We start from the raw sequence: 15,954 nt of genomic DNA, 5'->3' as shown, positions 1-15,954 counted from the left end.
ACAAAAGGAGCTAAGAAAAATGAAATTAACGAAAAAGACATTGTTTGCGGCAAGTACTGTGTTGACGCTGGGGGTTGGTTTGTTATTTCCAACGAGCGCTCAAGCTCACTGTGACACGCCAGACGGACCGGTTGCGGCGGCCTTGACTTTAGCCTTAGAGGAAGACAACTTCAACTATATTGCTAATTGGGTGCTCGAAGAGGATGAAGCGGAATTATTAGAAGTCTTCAACTTATCAACTAGCGTGATGGACGCGTCCGAGAGCGAGGACGCGAGTCATTTAGCCGAACGGTATTTATTGGAAAACTTGGTGAGAATCCACCGTGCGGGTGAAGGGGCACCTTATACGGGCATTAGCCATGAGCCGATTGCCAAAGAGGTTGCGGCGGCCGATGCGAGTATTGAAGCCGGGAGTTTAGCTCCCTTAGAAGAAGCGGGCTTAATCACGGAAGACAACCGCGCCCATGCTGAAGAAGTGTTTGAAAAAGTGATGGCCACTAAAGATTACGATCCCAATGATGTGGCAGCAAGCCGTGAATTTGTCGAAAACTATGTAACATTTACACATTTATTTGAAGTCGAACATGCTGAGCACCATGAAGCGCATGAAGAAGACGCACACGAATAAATTTAATTAGGTTAGTGAAGTATAGTGGGTTCGTCTTGTTAGGAGGCGAACCTATTTGTGTGCCTGCGGCGAGGTGTCGGCGGGGGCTTGAGGGAGTTTGTCTGGCGGATTGTGGCGAAAAAGTGTGGCTTAAGGAAGATTAGTTGACTTATTCAGGTTACGAGTGTAAACTATAATTAATGAGTTGGGTTACAGATGTAAACTTAAACGACATATAGGAGGAGTTCTCATGGATAAACAACATACACAGCAGACTAAAACGCAGCACGGTGGGCATGACGGCCATAATGGGCATGACCACGGCGAGCATGAACACCATCACCACGCGCATCACTCACATGACCATCACTCGCATGGGGCTCATGAACATAGCGGTCACGATGGGCACAGCGATCACAATCACAGTCACGGCGGCCATGATCATAGCGGCCACAGCGGGCACGACCACGACCATGGTCACGGCGGTCATGATCATCACGCTCACGATCATCACGGGGATTTCAAAACGATTTTTATTCGCTCACTTTTCTTAGGGGTTCCTATCTTACTGTTATCACCATTCTTTGGTTTAACAGAGACAGGTTTAATTCATTTTACCTATTCAGATATCGTGGTTGCGATTTTATCAACCATTCTCTTAGTTTATGGAGGAAAACCCTTCTTCCAAGGTGGCTGGCAAGAAATTAAAAGTAAAGCGCCGAGCATGATGGCCTTAGTGTCATTAGGTTTAGGCGTGTCCTATCTCTACAGTATGTATGCGGTCATTTCGACCTATCTTTTGGATCGGCCAATGATGGATTTCTTCTTTGAATTCGCCTCATTAGTGTTAATCATGTTGCTCGGTCATTGGATCGAAATGGAAGCTTTAGGTGATGCGGGGGACGCCCAAGCTGCCTTAGCAGCCCTTTTGCCTAAAGAAGTTCATGTGGTGAAAGAGGATGAGTCGATTGAAACGAAAGCATTGTCAGCGTTAACCATTGGTGAAGTCGTGCGTGTGCAAGCCGGTGAGAACATTCCGGCCGATGGCGTGATTGTCCGTGGGGAATCGCGGGTCAATGAAGCGCTCCTAACGGGCGAGGCCGTCCCAGTTGAAAAAGCCGTGGGTGATCAAGCCATTGGTGGGTCAACAAATGGTCAAGGTGTACTCTATATTGAAACGCAAGAAGTCGGCGAAAGCTCATTTATATCTCAAGTGCAAGCCCTTGTCAGTCAAGCCCAGAGTCACCCCTCGCGAGCAGAAGATTTAGCCAATCGGGTGGCGAGTTGGTTGTTTTGGATTGCCTTAGGGGTAGCCTTGCTTGCTTTTATTATCTGGTTTAATCTAGAAGGTCTAGAAAGTGCCGTATCCTTTGCGGTTGCCACCCTAATCATTGCCTGTCCGCATGCGTTAGGTTTGGCCATCCCATTGGTCGTTTCAAGAAGTACAAGTCTTGGGGCGCAACGAGGTCTTTTAGTCAAAAACCGTGAAGTCTATGAATTAACCAGTAAAGCCACGCACATTGTCTTAGATAAAACTGGCACCTTAACAACGGGCGAATTCAAAGTGCTCGACACTCAAGTCTTTGGGACAGATTATACGGAGGAAGAATTCATTGCCTTATTGGCTGGCCTTGAAGCGGGGTCGAGTCATCCAATTGCCCAGTCGATTATCACACATGCTGAAGCGGCCTCGATTCAAGCCAGTCATTTCGAACAAGTTGAAGTCCTCGCTGGTAAAGGGGTTAGCGGTCAACTGAATGGCAAAGACTATCAACTGCTTAGTCAAAAAGCCTACGGGCAACCGCTTGACGTCCAAGTGCCTACAGGTGCTACCTTGAGTATTCTAACGGAAAACGGCCAAGCGATTGGAACAGTTGCCCTAGGAGATGAACTCAAAGCGACCAGTAAAGCCTTGATAGATTTCCTGAAAGCTCAAGGTATCCAACCGATGATTGCAACGGGCGACAATGAATCAGCCGCCAAAGCTGTTGCGGATCTCTTGGAGGTCGACTACCGGGCCTCGATGTCACCTCAGGATAAATACGCGCTGATTGAAAGTTATAAAAATGCAGGTCAAACAGTGATTATGGTCGGCGATGGTGTCAATGATGCGCCGTCACTCGCTCTGGCAGATGTGGGTGTTGCGGTAGGTGCCGGTACTCAAGTTGCTCTTGATTCTGCCGATGTCATCTTAACGCAGTCGGATCCAGGTGATATTGAGGCCTTTGTCGAACTCTCTATTAATACCGACCGAAAAATGAAGCAAAACTTGGCTTGGGGAGCAGGCTACAATTTCTTGGCAATTCCAATAGCTGCTGGGATCTTAGCCCCCATTGGCCTTACGTTGGCACCTGCTGTTGGCGCAATTTTGATGTCCGCCTCAACCGTCATCGTGGCCTTTAACGCCATGACTCTAAACTTAAATGAGTCAGAATAAGCCCGTTCTTTCAAGCAACTTCTTGAAAAGGTAGTGGCGGGGTAAATCCAGCAGGCCTGCAGACGCTTCACAAAAATCTAAACAAAAACATAGTGAGACTCCTTCCTTTTGAAAGAGCACTCACTATGTTTTTTTCTGACCAAAGCTTCCAACAAAGCAAGCGTGATCTTATCTGATGAATTAGTGGAGAAACGCAAGGACAGCCAACGGCCCATCAATTAAAAGCGTTTCAACCAAGTGTTTGGTGCAAATAAAATTATCATAGGGAATATTTCTAGACGGCCCATGATCATGATAAATGAGAGGACTATTTTGACTATGGGGCTAAAATGCGCAAAGTTTTGTGACGGACCGACGATGCCAAGCCCAGGCCCAATATTATTAAAGGTAGCTGCGACAGCACTAAAAGAGGACAGCAGATTTGGTGTTTCTAAACTGACGACTAAAACAGCCACGACAAAAATCAGCACATAGACCACGAAGTAACTCAACACTGTATTGACCAATTTAGCATCAATTCGGCGGCCTTCATATTCAATGGTTACCACTCGGTTTGGGCGAATGGTCCGTTTAATTTCCGCCCAAGCCGCTTTAATCAGTAACATAATCCGAGAGACTTTCAAACCACCAGCCGTTGAGCCAGCCATACCTCCGACAAACATCAACAGAATTAACATCAGTTGCGAGAATAAAGGCCAATGATCAAAGAGGGCGGTTGAATAACCCGTTGTCGAAATAATGGAAGCAACCGTAAAGAAGCTATCGCGAAAGGCGCTGGTGACACCATAAGACGTCGAAATTAAATTCAGCGCAATCAAGCACACACTGCCGGCAATGATTGCCAGAAACCAGCGGAGTTCTTCACTTTTAAGGGCGCGTTTAGCGTGACCAATGAAGGCCAGATAAAATAAATTGAAATTAATACTGAAGACAATCATGCCGATACTTAAAATCATTTCAACGGTAAAACTATCATAAGGTGCGACACTGCCATTTAAAACCCCGAAACCACCGGTACCGGCTGTCCCAAAAGCCAACAACATCGAGTCAAAGAAAGGCACACCAGCTAGCCAAAGTAAGCCCAGCGTTATCATCATAAAGACGAAATAAATCACATACAAAATGCGGGCCGTAGAAGACAATTTTGAAACGAGCTTGCCAAAGGTTGGCCCAGTCATTTCAGCCTTCATAATATGAACAGAGGCCGATTCAGCTTTAGGTAAAATCGCCAAGGCAAAGACCAAGACGCCCATCCCACCAACAAAATGAGTAAAACTACGCCAGAATAACATCGAATGCGAGAGCGCCTCGACATCATTTAAAATGCTGGCACCCGTTGTAGTAAAACCACTCGACATTTCAAAAAAGGCATCGACAAAGGATGGAATCTGCTGGCTGACCACAAAAGGAATCGCGCTAAAAAATGAAATCGCAATCCAAGAAAGTGAGACAATCGTAAAGCCCTCCGTTGCATAGAAATTACGACGATGGAGTTTGGTGCGCGATAAGAAAAAACCAATCGCGAATGTGACTAAAGCCGTACCAAGAAAACTAGCAATATTGACCCAGCTTTCTTGATAAATCAGACTGACAATTAGAGGTAATATCATTAAGCCCGCAAGAATCATAAGGATATTGCCAAGCGTATAGCGGATAATTTGTTTATTCATTAGGCACTCCTTACCTTAAGATGTCGTCAATATCGCTAAATGATTTATGCTTGGTCACAATTAGCACATGATCATTGGCTAAGATCACATCTTCACCAGAAGGATAAATTAATTGGTCGTCACGCATAATGTAGGCAATCAATAAATTGTCTTTGGTGTTTAAATCTTTCAGCTTGATATTCAAGACGCGACTATTTTCTTTCACGAAGAATTGCAAGGTTTCGACTTCGTCATCAGCAATTCGAATCAAAGCCTCCACATTGGACGCGGTCGCATTACCTAAAGAGCGGACATAGCGTAAAATCTTGTTCGTAATTAAGCGTTTAGGCGTCACAATCGCTTGTAAGTCTGAGTCGCCTAATATTTTTAGTAAGCCCGTTCGACTGACTTTCGTCATGACTTTCTTAATGCCTAGAGAGAGGGCGTACATTGAGTTGATAATATTTTCCTCATCGATACCGGTTAAACTTAAGACCGCATCAAAGCCTTCAATCCGCTCTTCCAATAACAGTTCTTGGTCCATCCCATCGCCCTTAATCACCACGACTTGTGGAAAACGGTGACTGAGATCTAATGCTCTTTCTTCATTTAATTCGATAACTTTCAGGTCGATATCCATTTTACTCAACAGATGAAGCACGTAATAGGTTACTCGTCCGCCACCGATAATTAAAACCGAGCGAATTTTCTCTTCCCGGTAACCGGCTTTCAAGTAGAAGTTTGCTAAATCCTCCCGTGAACCGGTCACATATAAACGGTCCCCAACCCTTAGGACAGTTTGTCCACTAGGAATAATCGTTTGTTTCGCATGGGTTAAGGCACAGATCAAGACCTCGCCATATTCTTGTCTAAACTGGCTTAAGGACTGGTCGGCTAGAGGACTGCCAGCTTTAATCTCCAGCTCTACCATATTCACGCGGCCCTTACCGAACTGCTCAATGCTGAGGGAATGCGGAAATTCAATACTTTTAGTAATATAGCGCGCCGCCACCATTTCCGGATTAATGACCAGGTTGATGCCTAGGCTTTCGCGAACAAATTCAATATGGTTGGTATACTTAGGATTTCTAACACGAGCAATCGTGTATTTAGCTCCTAATTGCTTGGCGATAATGGAACTAATAATATTTGTTTCGTCTTCGGGCGTGACAGCAATGAACATATCACAGGTCTCAACACCCGCTTCGACTAAATTATCATAATCTGCCCCGTCGCCCACTAAACCTGTAATATCGGTTTTATTGATAATTTTTTCCAATCTTTCTGGAACAGCTTCGATGAGGACGATATTATTATTTTCTAAAGCAAGTTCATGACATAGAATCTCGCCTACTTTTCCCCCACCTATAATGACAATATCCATTTGAGGATTCACCTTCGTTTTCTTAAATATTTGGTACAAATTAGCTCTATATTACCAGAGTTTTCCCACTTTTGACATCCTATCTGTTTGAATTAAAGCATTTTTAGATAAATTTATAATTAAAGAAAATTTGCCCTGCGTGACCAAAGGGGTTTAATGCGAATAAGTTGTGTTTAATTTAAAAGATTTCAAGTAAAAAACTTCTTCTTGAATAGTATAGTTGAAGACCCGGTGGAGGATAGAATCCTCTGGATGATTCTATCACTTGTTGAAGGACACAACAAACTAAAAAGAAGCAGCCGAAGGCTACTTCTTTTAACTGATCGTTGAACTATCTGTCGCAACCTGTAAGTGAGTGAAGAGCTTCAGTCACCCGACTTAAAGTAATTGTTTTGCTGACTCAACGGTAATTTCTAGTAATTTATTCATGAAAGGATACTCAGCTTTCATTTGGTCAAATTCTTCGCCAGAGTCTGTAAAACGAGCGCGTCCTTCAATTAAAAAGCCGGTTCCTTGATAGCCATTAAAACCTTCAACTTCGCGACTACCTAATGTCATGATGACGCGGTCATTGACAGCTACATCTTGTTGAACACTTGTAAAACCGGCGATTGGCGCTAAGAGACGATGGTCTTGTGTGATGCGTAAATAAGAATTCCACGTACAACGAACGCTTGGTTGAGCGTCGCTGCCCCAAGACGTGATCGAAACAACCCCTTCATTTTTGGTTACTTCATAGAACTTTTCGCTTAACATCTAATTTCTCCTCCTAGTTTTTAATGGTCAACGAGTTGGCTAAAGGCTTATAAATAATCAACTATTATCAATAGAAGAATAATTATACACCTATGAGAACGTATGTTCAAGCTTGTTGTGAAATATATTTACTAATTACTTTAAGACTGAAAAGATGAACTATATCGTAAAGACTAAGTGTATAAACTTAAACATATTTACTGCAATAAAGAAATAGTAAATCAATTGAAACTATGATTTCTATCAAGTATTCTGAAAAAAATAAGGCGTATACTAAATTTATAAACCAAGAGGAGGAAAACAAAAATGAAATTGAACAAAAGAACAATCTTCGCAGCCAGCTCAGCATTAGCCTTAGGAATCGGCCTATTATTTCCAACAAGTGCCGAGGCGCATTGTGATACACCGGACGGACCAGTCGCAGCAGCTTTAGAACAGGCCTTAGCTGAAGATAATTTCAGTTATATCGCGTCATGGGTACTTGAGGAAGACGAAGCAGAATTGTTAGAAGTTTACGAGTTATCAACTAGCGTGATGGAAACAACTGACAATGAGGATGCAGCTCATTTAGCGGAACGTTATTTGCTAGAAAACTTAGTCCGTATCCACCGTGCGGGTGAAGGCGCACCTTACACAGGCATCAGCAACGACCCCATCGCACCAGAAATCGCTGCTGCCGATGCAAGTATTGAAGAAGGAACACTAGCACCGCTAGAAGCAGCCGGACTAATTACCGATGAAAATCGTGCCCATGCTGAAGAGGTCTTTGCGCAAGTACTTGCCACTAAAGAATACGATCATGATGATGTCGCAGCTGGACGTGCCTTTGTAGAAAATTATGTTGTCTTCACTCACTTATTTGAAGTTGGGCATGATGAAGAACATGGTGACGAACACGGTGACGAACACGCAGACGAACATGAAGAAGAACATGAAGAAAGCGAAACATCACACGACTAAGCCAATAAATGGGTGACTTTAATGTCGTAGATGATCTAGCAACTTGTTAGATCACTTCATTTCAGAAAAATAACAACGAGGAGCTTTAAAAGTAGGTTAAACTAGCATATGTTAGCGAAATCGCGTGATAATAAACCAGAAATTTAAGATGTAATTTCTGACTTTCTACCATTTTAAATACAGAACGTGCTGAAAGCTTTGCTAAAGAGATGACAGAATTATACGGAGAGAAGTATCAAACGAAGATTGAAGCAGCTCATGATTTAGAAGCAGCGATTAAAGAATCAGATATTATCACAGCTGTGACGACGTCACCAGTCAAAACCTTTGATGGTAAGTGGGTAAAACCAGGCGCTCATATCAATGGGGTAGGCTCTTATACGCCACAAATGGCCGAAGTAGATGCGCTTGTTTTACAAAGAGCAAGTAAGGTTTACTGTGATACGACGGATGCTTTAGTTGAAAGTGGTGACTTTACTCAAGCAGTCGAACAAGGCGTGTTTGATCTAGCTTCAGTAACAGGTGAGCTAGGGGACTTATTAATTGGTAAGACAGCTGGTAGAGAATCTGACGAAGAAATTACTTACTTCAACACAACAGGAAATGCGGTATTAGACATTGTGACAGCTCAAAGAATTTATGAAGCAGCCATCGCAAAAGGGATCGGTTCAACACTAGAATTTTAAAAACCTTAAATAACTCAACGCAAACACAACCTCCAGTCTTTCTCACAAGAGAGACTGGAGGTTTTTAGAGTCAATAATAGATTAAAGTAAATCAAAAATTGGTAGATCAGGCGTCACAAACGTGAAGTAGATAAACATCGCGTATTACCGATCTTTATCATATGATGAGGAAACAATAAACTGAAACCAAGTAATAAGACTTGAGGCACTATTTAATTATAAACGATAACAAAATAGATAACTTCCCACCCTAAAAGTTTTCAACAAAATCCCACCATAATATTTGGGAAAAAGCTCAATTAGTAGTAAGATGAAAATATCAAAAACATTATTAGGAGTGTTAGAATGACAGAATATAAATTACCCGAAGTTTGGCAGTGGAACGAAGAAAATCCCAGCAAAAGTGGCAACCGCCCAACTGCAGGTAGCCGCTTTGAACAAAAGCTTCCAGTTGGAGATGCACCCTTACAACTGTATTCTTTAGGCACCCCCAACGGTATTAAAGTCACCATCATGTTGGAAGAACTAAAAGAGCTAGGCGTAGAGGACGCTGACTACGATTTATATTTAATTAACATCGGTGAGGGCGACCAGTTTGGTTCAGATTTTGTCGCGATCAATCCTAACTCAAAAATCCCAGCCCTCGTGGACCAAAGCCAAGAACCACGCTTAGAGATCTTTGAATCAGGATCGATACTCTTATACCTAGCTGAAAAATACGGCCAACTGATTCCACAAGATATTCACGGCCGCACAGAAACCCTCAACTGGGTATTCTGGCAAATCGGCGCTGGTCCATATGTCGGAGGCGGTTTTGGCCACTTCTATGCTTACGCACCAGAAAAACAAGCATACCCAATCAACCGCTTCTCGATGGAAACCAAACGCCAACTAGACCTACTCGACAAAACCCTAGCCCAACGCCCATACATCGCTGGCGACGAATACACCATTGCTGACATCCTTATTTGGTCATGGTACGGCCGCCTAGCCTTAGGCAAACTTTACGAAGGCTCAGACAAATTTTTAGATATCGCTTCATACACTCACTTAATGGCATGGTCAAAACGTATCGCGGAGCGCCCAGGTGTAAGAAAAGGCCTCGAAGTTGAATATAAAGAGTTAAAGCAATCATAATATTACTGACGCTTCTTAAGTAAAGAGTTCTTTTAAGGTGACTGATTTGCTTAAAAACAATGAATATAATCATGCCATTAATCCCCAAAAATTAGAAATATTTGAACAAAATATTTTGTAAAGTGGATAAGAAGAATGGCAATTAAAAGTCGTCATTATAAAAAGGTCATGAGAAGATGAGTTCTCATGACCTTTTGTATATAGTAGCTTTTTAGAAAGAGCTAATAACATTTTAAAAGTATTTTGCCTAAAGCAAAGAAGGGAAGGTCGAAGCTCAATGGAAGTATTCGAAGCCATACGTCAACGAAAAAGTATCCGACAATTTAGCAAAAACGCTGTTAAAAAGGAAGACTTGTTAAAGATTGCTGAAGCTGCCCGTATGAGTGCAACATCAGTTAATCAAAAAAGTCGTAAATTAAATCTTGTTCACACGCAAGCTTTAATTAAAAAACTGGACCGAGCCTTAAGCAGTTATGGAGACAGTTTTTATAAAGCTCAAGCGATCCTTTTAATCAGCTCGCCTAGAGACAATACTTATAGCCAGATTGAACTGGCTTAGCAGTACAGAATGCTTATTTAGCCGCAACTGCCCTCGGCTTAGCGATCGTTTGGACGGATTAAATACGTAATCGCTGTGATGAACCAATCATTCGAAAGATATTAAATGAACTAGCTATTCCAATTGACCATATTTGTTGGTGTGTGTTGTCGATTGGTGTGCCGGCAGAAGAACCAGACGCAAAGGAAAGAACAGAAACCATTCATTATATTGATGAGTCGATTAATCAGCTGAAAAAGAGTGATTAAAAAAGGAAAGATTCAGACCGGTAAAATTAAAATGAAAACCTTTGCAAAAAAAGCTTGACTTACGAAAAGTTTGTCCTATAATAAAAATATGAAACGTTTCAAATCCCAAGGAGGTTTTTAAATGCTGTATGGTGCTATTGAAGCTGGAGGTACAAAATTTGTATGTTCAGTTGGAAATAAAGACTATCAAACTTTAGATAAAATAAGTATCGAAACGACGAATCCTGTGGAAACATTAGAGCAAGTGATTCATTTTTTCAATAAGTATAAAGAACAATTATCAAGTTTTGGTATTGGTTCCTTTGGTCCAATTGATTGTGATAAACACTCACCAACCTATGGATTTATTACAAATACCCCTAAATTGTTATGGAAAGATTTTGATGTCTTAGGTACATTAAAATCAGAGTTTAATGTACCGATGTATTGGACGACAGATGTTAATGCGTCAGCCTATGGCGAATATCACTTTGGCCATGGCGAAGACCTATCAAGTTTAGTTTATGTAACGATTGGTACTGGAGTTGGTGGTGGAGCGATTCAGAATGGTGAATTCATTGGAGGAGCATCGCATCCTGAGATGGGACATATGATTGTTCATCCTCATAGCAGTGCGACTCAAGGCGGGATTTGCCCATATCACGATTTTTGTTTAGAAGGCTTAGCATGTGGACCAGCCATAGAGCATCGAGCAGGGATAAAAGGCAATGACTTAGATCCCCAGAGTGTTGAGTGGGATATTGAAGCATACTATATTGCTCAAGCAGTCTATAATATCACGTATCTCTTAAGACCGGAGCGTATCATTCTTGGTGGTGGAGTGATGAATAAAGACTCACTTTTAGAGAAAGTACAAGAGAGCTATCAAAAGTTAGCAGGCGACTATTTAAACATTGACGATATTAAGCGTTATATCCTATTACCTAAATTAGGCGGAGAAGCAGCCATTAAGGGCTGTTATAAATTAGCAGAAAAAGTCAAAAATAAGGAATGAAAGGAGTCTAAACATGGCAACGATGAAAGATGTAGCCAAACTAGCAGGCGTTAGCGTAGGTAGTGTTAGCAATGTATTTAACGGACTAAACGTTAAGAAATCAACCTATGACAAGGTGATAAGAGCGGTAAAAGAATTAGATTACGAAACGAATAATTTAGCGAGAAGTTTTAAGCTAAGTCATACAAATACCATTGCGTTAATAGTCCCAACGATATGGCATCCGTTTTTTTCATCAATTGCCTTTTATCTAGAAGAAGTTGCCGAAGCACGAGGGTATCATGTCTTTTTATGTAATTCAAATAATAATGAAGAAAATGAATTGAATTACATCAAAATGTTGAGAAAGAATAAAGTTGATGGCATTATAGCGATTACTTATCGAGATATCGATTCCTATATGGAAGGATCATTACCATTTGTGAGTATTGATCGTCACTTCAATAAAGATATTAGTATTGTATCGAGTGATAACTTTAATGGAGGAAGATTAGCTGCTCAAATCTTGAACGAAAAAGGCGCAAAGAAATTGTTATTTGTGGGCACTCATAATGTCGTCTATAACGAAACGATGAAAAGAAAACAAGGCTTTGAATCGTATTGCATCGAACATAAGCTTGATTATCATATCATTGATTTATTAGAACCAAATGTCGATTTTACAGAGGATTTGAAAGAATTTATGAACGAACATCCAGATACTGACGGTATATTCGCCATTAATGACTTTGTGGGCTTAAATATCATTGAGACCCTAAAAAGTATCAATAAAGAAGTGCTTAAGGACTATCAACTAATCGGATTTGACGGAATTAAAATGAGTAATGAACGAGAGTACCTAGTATCAACCATTGTTCAACCCGTTAAACAACTGGCTTACGATGCGTTTGAAATTTTAATGAAGCAGATAAAAGACTTAGACTATAAAGAACAAAGAATTATACCCGGCAAGTTCATGGAAGGTGGAACAACTTATTAAAAGTTAGTTCTCGAACTAAAAATAAAACGTTTCAAATAAAGGAGTGAATAATGTGACACAAGTAAATAAAGTGAAGAATCCAAACAATTTTTTTAGGAAACTCAATAACCAAAAATACTTACTAATGTTGATGATCCCTGCAGTATTGATCACATTAATTTTCAAGTATTTCCCTATGTACGGCATTCTTTTAGCATTTAAAGATTATAATCCGATGCTAGGAATTACTGGAAGTCAGTGGGTGGGGCTTGATCATTTCAGAGATTTTCTATCATCTCCCAATTTTTCAAGATTACTAGAAAACACCTTAAAATTAGCTATCTATGGATTATTATTGGGTTTTTTCCCACCAATTATCATTGCATTGATGCTTAATCAGATCATGTCACAAAAGATAAAAAGTACCTTACAGACGATTCTTTATATGCCGAACTTTATTTCGACGGTTATCATCGTCGGAATTATATTCCTATTGTTTTCTTCATCAGGACCGATTATTTCGATTCTAGACTCAATGGGCATAAATGTACCAAATTTCCTAACTAATCCGGATTCGTTTAGACCTTTGTATATTTTCTCAGGCATTTGGCAAGGAATGGGATGGGCTTCATTACTTTATACGGCTGTTTTATCAGGAGTCCCACCAGAGCTATACGAAGCAGCCGAAATTGATGGCGCAACGATTCTTCAGAAAATTATGCACATTGAATTACCAACAATGAAACCATTGATTATCATTAACTTAATTTTATCAGTGGGTGGCATTATGAATATTGGTTATGAAAAAGCATTCTTAATGCAAACGAGCCTTAACCTTCCGAAGTCTGAAATAATTGATACGTATGTTTATAAAGTTGGACTTCAGTCTGGAGATTATTCATATTCAACGGCAGTAGGATTATTCAATACAGTGATTAATCTCATCTTGCTGTTAACGACAACACTTATTGTAAACCGAATAAATAATAGAGAGGGGTCTGCAAAATGAAAACGGTAGCTTTTGATGGAAGAGATCGATTCTTTAAGTTAATCAATTCATTATTACTCGTCTTAGTTATTGCATCAATCTTATTACCCGTTCTTTATATCTTGGCAGCAAGTTTTATGGACCCGACAGTTCTAATAAATCAAGGGATAAGTTTAGATGTCAGTGATTGGACATTAGATGGCTATATGAGAGTTTTATCGGATTCTTCAATATTAAGAGGATTCATTAATTCATTTATTTACTCACTTGGTTTTGGGGTAATGAATGTCTTAATTACGATGACAGCAGCCTACCCAATGAGTCGACCAGATTTGATGTTTAGAAAACCACTGATGATTTTCTTTGGTATAACCATGTTCTTCGGAGGAGGCTTAGTCCCTACTTACTTATTAATTAGGAATATTGGCTTGCTAAACTCGCCCTGGGCTTTAATACTGCCAGGATGTTTATCTGTAGGTCACCTATTACTGGCCACTGTTTTTGTTAGAGGCTTGCCAGATGAAATGTTAGAAGCTGCTAAAATTGATGGGGCAAATGACATTCAAGTATTTATTAAACTGATTTTACCATTAAGTAAGCCAATCATGTTTGTCGTGTTTTTATATTCTTTCGTTGCCATGTGGAATAGTTATTTCGAAGCGATGATTTATATTAGTAATCCGGATTTGGAACCACTCCAACTCGTATTACGAAGAATATTAGTCCAAAATCAACCGCAAACCAATATGATTGGGTCTCAAACTGCAATGGCAGAAATGCAGAAAATTGCAGAACTGATTAAATATTCAACGATTGTCATTTCAAGTGCACCGTTACTGATTATGTTTCCTTTCTTTCAAAAATACTTTGAAGAAGGTGTCGTTCAAGGAGCTATTAAAGGTTAATTCAAATAAACAAAAGAAATTTAATTCGATATTCGAAAGGAAAATTAATATGAAAAAGAAACCATTTGTTTTAGGAACAACGTTATTGACGGCAACGTTATTATTAGCAGGATGTGGGAATAATGGCGGCTCAGGAACATCAGCAGCAGATTACGAATTAGAAAATGTTGAATTTCCACTAAAAGAAAAAGTCACATTACATTTAATGACGAGTTCATCACCTTTAGCACCATCAGATCCTAATGAAAAACTGATTTTCAGTCGTTTGGAAGAAGAAACGGGTGTTCATATTGAATGGAATAATATTGCGGATGATTATGCAGAAAAACGTAACTTAGCCATTGCAGCAGGGGACCTACCGGATGCCATGTTCAATGCTGAAGCAAGTGATAAAGAGCTATTAGCTTGGGCTGAAGATGGAGTCATTGTTCCAGTGAATGATTTAGTAGACAAATACATGCCTAACTTAAAGGCCATTTATGAAAAGTATCCTGAGTATAAAGAACTAGCAACAGCACCTGATGGAAATATGTATTCATTCCCATGGATTGAAGAGTTGGGTGAAGGAAAAGAGTCAATCCATACAGTCAATGGGATGGCTTGGATTAACGTTGAATGGTTAGACAATCTTGGTCTTGAGATGCCTGAAACAACGGATGATTTAATGGTTGTATTAGAAGCGTTCAAGAATGAAGATCCAAATGGAAACGGTGAAGCAGATGAAATCCCAATGTCTTTCATTGATGGTAATGGCAATGAAGACTTCAAGATGCTATTAGCAGCATTCGGTGGAGATGGGGATAACGATAATCATTTAGTAGTCAATAATGATCGTTCACTTAACTATACTGCCGATGACGACAGTTACCGTGAAGGAATTGAGTACATCAGTGAATTATATCAAAAAGGCTTAGTAGATGAAGAAGTCTTTGAGCAGAACTGGAACTCATATGTTTCAAAAGGAAATGATCAAAGATACGGTGTATATTTCACATGGGATAAAGCCAATGTTACTGGTGCAAATGATAGCTATGATGTTTTACCAGTTTTAGAAGGGCCACACGGAGATAAGAAAGTGACTAGAACCAATAACTTTGGATTCTTTAGAGGTCGTTTTGTCGTAACAAGTGCTAATAAAAATTTAGAATTAACAGCAAGATGGGCAGATAAAATGTATGAGCCAATCCAATCGGTACAGAACAACTGGGGTACTTATGGTGATGAAGAGCAACAGAACATCTTTACATTAGGCACGAACGAAGCAGGAGAGCCAATGTTACAACATGCACCATTAGAGGGAACAGCACCAGGAGAACTAAGACAAAAAACAGAAGCGGGTGGCCCATTAGCTGTACTAGATGAGTATTACGGAGTGTATACGACATCACCAGATGACGCGCAATGGAGACTAGATTTAATGCATGAGCATTATTTAGAGTTTATCGAAAATGACTATAACTTCCCTCAAATGTTTATGAATGTTGAAGATGCCAATAGAATTGATCAAATTCTTGCAGACTTAAATCCATATATTTATCAACAAAGAGCAGAATGGATTATTGGTGGCATAACCGATGAATCTTGGGATAATTACTTAGCAGAATTAGAAAGATTGAATCTACCAGAATTAATGGAAATTTATGAAAGAAATTATGAAGCATACGTAAGCAACTCGGAGGAATAAAA

Annotated in this window: 14 protein-coding genes; 11 read left to right on the top strand and 3 right to left on the bottom strand. The window is 40.2% G+C overall.

All coding sequences use genetic code 11. The features are described 5' to 3' along the window. Positions 1-19: 19 nt before the first annotated feature. Positions 20-628: a DUF6448 family protein gene (locus tag ACTQ5J_RS05335; RefSeq protein WP_441751215.1), complete on the top strand. Its 609-nt coding sequence runs from the start codon at positions 20-22 to the stop codon at positions 626-628. Between the two features lie 229 nt (positions 629-857). Further along, a complete protein-coding gene (locus ACTQ5J_RS05330; protein ID WP_441751213.1) occupies positions 858-3,044 on the top strand; it encodes a copper-translocating P-type ATPase in 2,187 nt (728 codons plus the stop codon). Between the two features lie 218 nt (positions 3,045-3,262). On the opposite strand, the gene ACTQ5J_RS05325 is transcribed toward ACTQ5J_RS05330, so the two are convergent. The 3 genes from ACTQ5J_RS05325 to ACTQ5J_RS05315 form a co-directional block, all read right to left on the bottom strand. Then, positions 3,263-4,714, bottom strand: coding sequence for a TrkH family potassium uptake protein (locus ACTQ5J_RS05325; protein WP_441751211.1), 1,452 nt, complete (start codon positions 4,712-4,714; stop codon positions 3,263-3,265). A gap of 10 nt (positions 4,715-4,724) precedes the next feature. Further along, on the bottom strand, positions 4,725-6,077 hold the full coding sequence (trkA, locus tag ACTQ5J_RS05320; RefSeq protein ID WP_441751209.1) for a Trk system potassium transporter TrkA: 1,353 nt from the start codon (positions 6,075-6,077) through the stop codon (positions 4,725-4,727). Between the two features lie 378 nt (positions 6,078-6,455). Further along, positions 6,456-6,833, bottom strand: a complete 378-nt coding sequence (locus ACTQ5J_RS05315; RefSeq protein WP_441751207.1) for a pyridoxamine 5'-phosphate oxidase family protein — start codon at positions 6,831-6,833, stop codon at positions 6,456-6,458. Between the two features lie 306 nt (positions 6,834-7,139). Here ACTQ5J_RS05315 and ACTQ5J_RS05310 point away from each other — a divergent pair, with 306 nt between their 5' ends. From ACTQ5J_RS05310 to ACTQ5J_RS05270, 9 genes are all read left to right on the top strand, one after another. Beyond that, on the top strand, positions 7,140-7,793 hold the full coding sequence (locus ACTQ5J_RS05310; protein ID WP_441751206.1) for a DUF6448 family protein: 654 nt from the start codon (positions 7,140-7,142) through the stop codon (positions 7,791-7,793). Positions 7,794-8,002: 209 nt separating this feature from the next. Next, positions 8,003-8,479 carry an ornithine cyclodeaminase family protein gene (locus ACTQ5J_RS05305; protein ID WP_441751204.1) on the top strand — a complete coding sequence of 159 codons (477 nt, stop codon included), beginning with the start codon at positions 8,003-8,005 and terminating at the stop codon, positions 8,477-8,479. Positions 8,480-8,824: 345 nt separating this feature from the next. Continuing rightward, entirely contained in the window at positions 8,825-9,616 is a 792-nt protein-coding gene (yghU, locus tag ACTQ5J_RS05300; RefSeq protein ID WP_441751202.1) for a glutathione-dependent disulfide-bond oxidoreductase, read from the top strand. Between the two features lie 277 nt (positions 9,617-9,893). After that, complete coding sequence (locus ACTQ5J_RS05295; protein ID WP_441751201.1) at positions 9,894-10,175, top strand: nitroreductase family protein; 282 nt, start codon at positions 9,894-9,896, stop codon at positions 10,173-10,175. A 369-nt stretch (positions 10,176-10,544) separates the two neighbouring features. After that, positions 10,545-11,417 carry an ROK family protein gene (locus tag ACTQ5J_RS05290; protein WP_441751199.1) on the top strand — a complete coding sequence of 291 codons (873 nt, stop codon included), beginning with the start codon at positions 10,545-10,547 and terminating at the stop codon, positions 11,415-11,417. A 13-nt stretch (positions 11,418-11,430) separates the two neighbouring features. After that, entirely contained in the window at positions 11,431-12,396 is a 966-nt protein-coding gene (locus ACTQ5J_RS05285; protein ID WP_441751197.1) for a LacI family DNA-binding transcriptional regulator, read from the top strand. A gap of 52 nt (positions 12,397-12,448) precedes the next feature. Continuing rightward, positions 12,449-13,384, top strand: a complete 936-nt coding sequence (locus ACTQ5J_RS05280) for an ABC transporter permease (protein ID WP_441751195.1) — start codon at positions 12,449-12,451, stop codon at positions 13,382-13,384. Continuing rightward, positions 13,381-14,268 carry a carbohydrate ABC transporter permease gene (locus ACTQ5J_RS05275; RefSeq protein ID WP_441751194.1) on the top strand — a complete coding sequence of 296 codons (888 nt, stop codon included), beginning with the start codon at positions 13,381-13,383 and terminating at the stop codon, positions 14,266-14,268. The genes ACTQ5J_RS05280 and ACTQ5J_RS05275 overlap by 4 nt, the downstream gene beginning before the upstream one ends. Positions 14,269-14,317: 49 nt before the next feature. Next, entirely contained in the window at positions 14,318-15,952 is a 1,635-nt protein-coding gene (locus tag ACTQ5J_RS05270) for an extracellular solute-binding protein (RefSeq protein WP_441751192.1), read from the top strand. Positions 15,953-15,954: the final 2 nt, after the last annotated feature.

The organism is Fundicoccus sp. Sow4_F4 (assembly GCF_052116145.1).
GTDB lineage: Bacteria > Bacillota > Bacilli > Lactobacillales > Aerococcaceae > Fundicoccus.
This window is presented reverse-complemented; position numbering and strand designations above follow the sequence as displayed.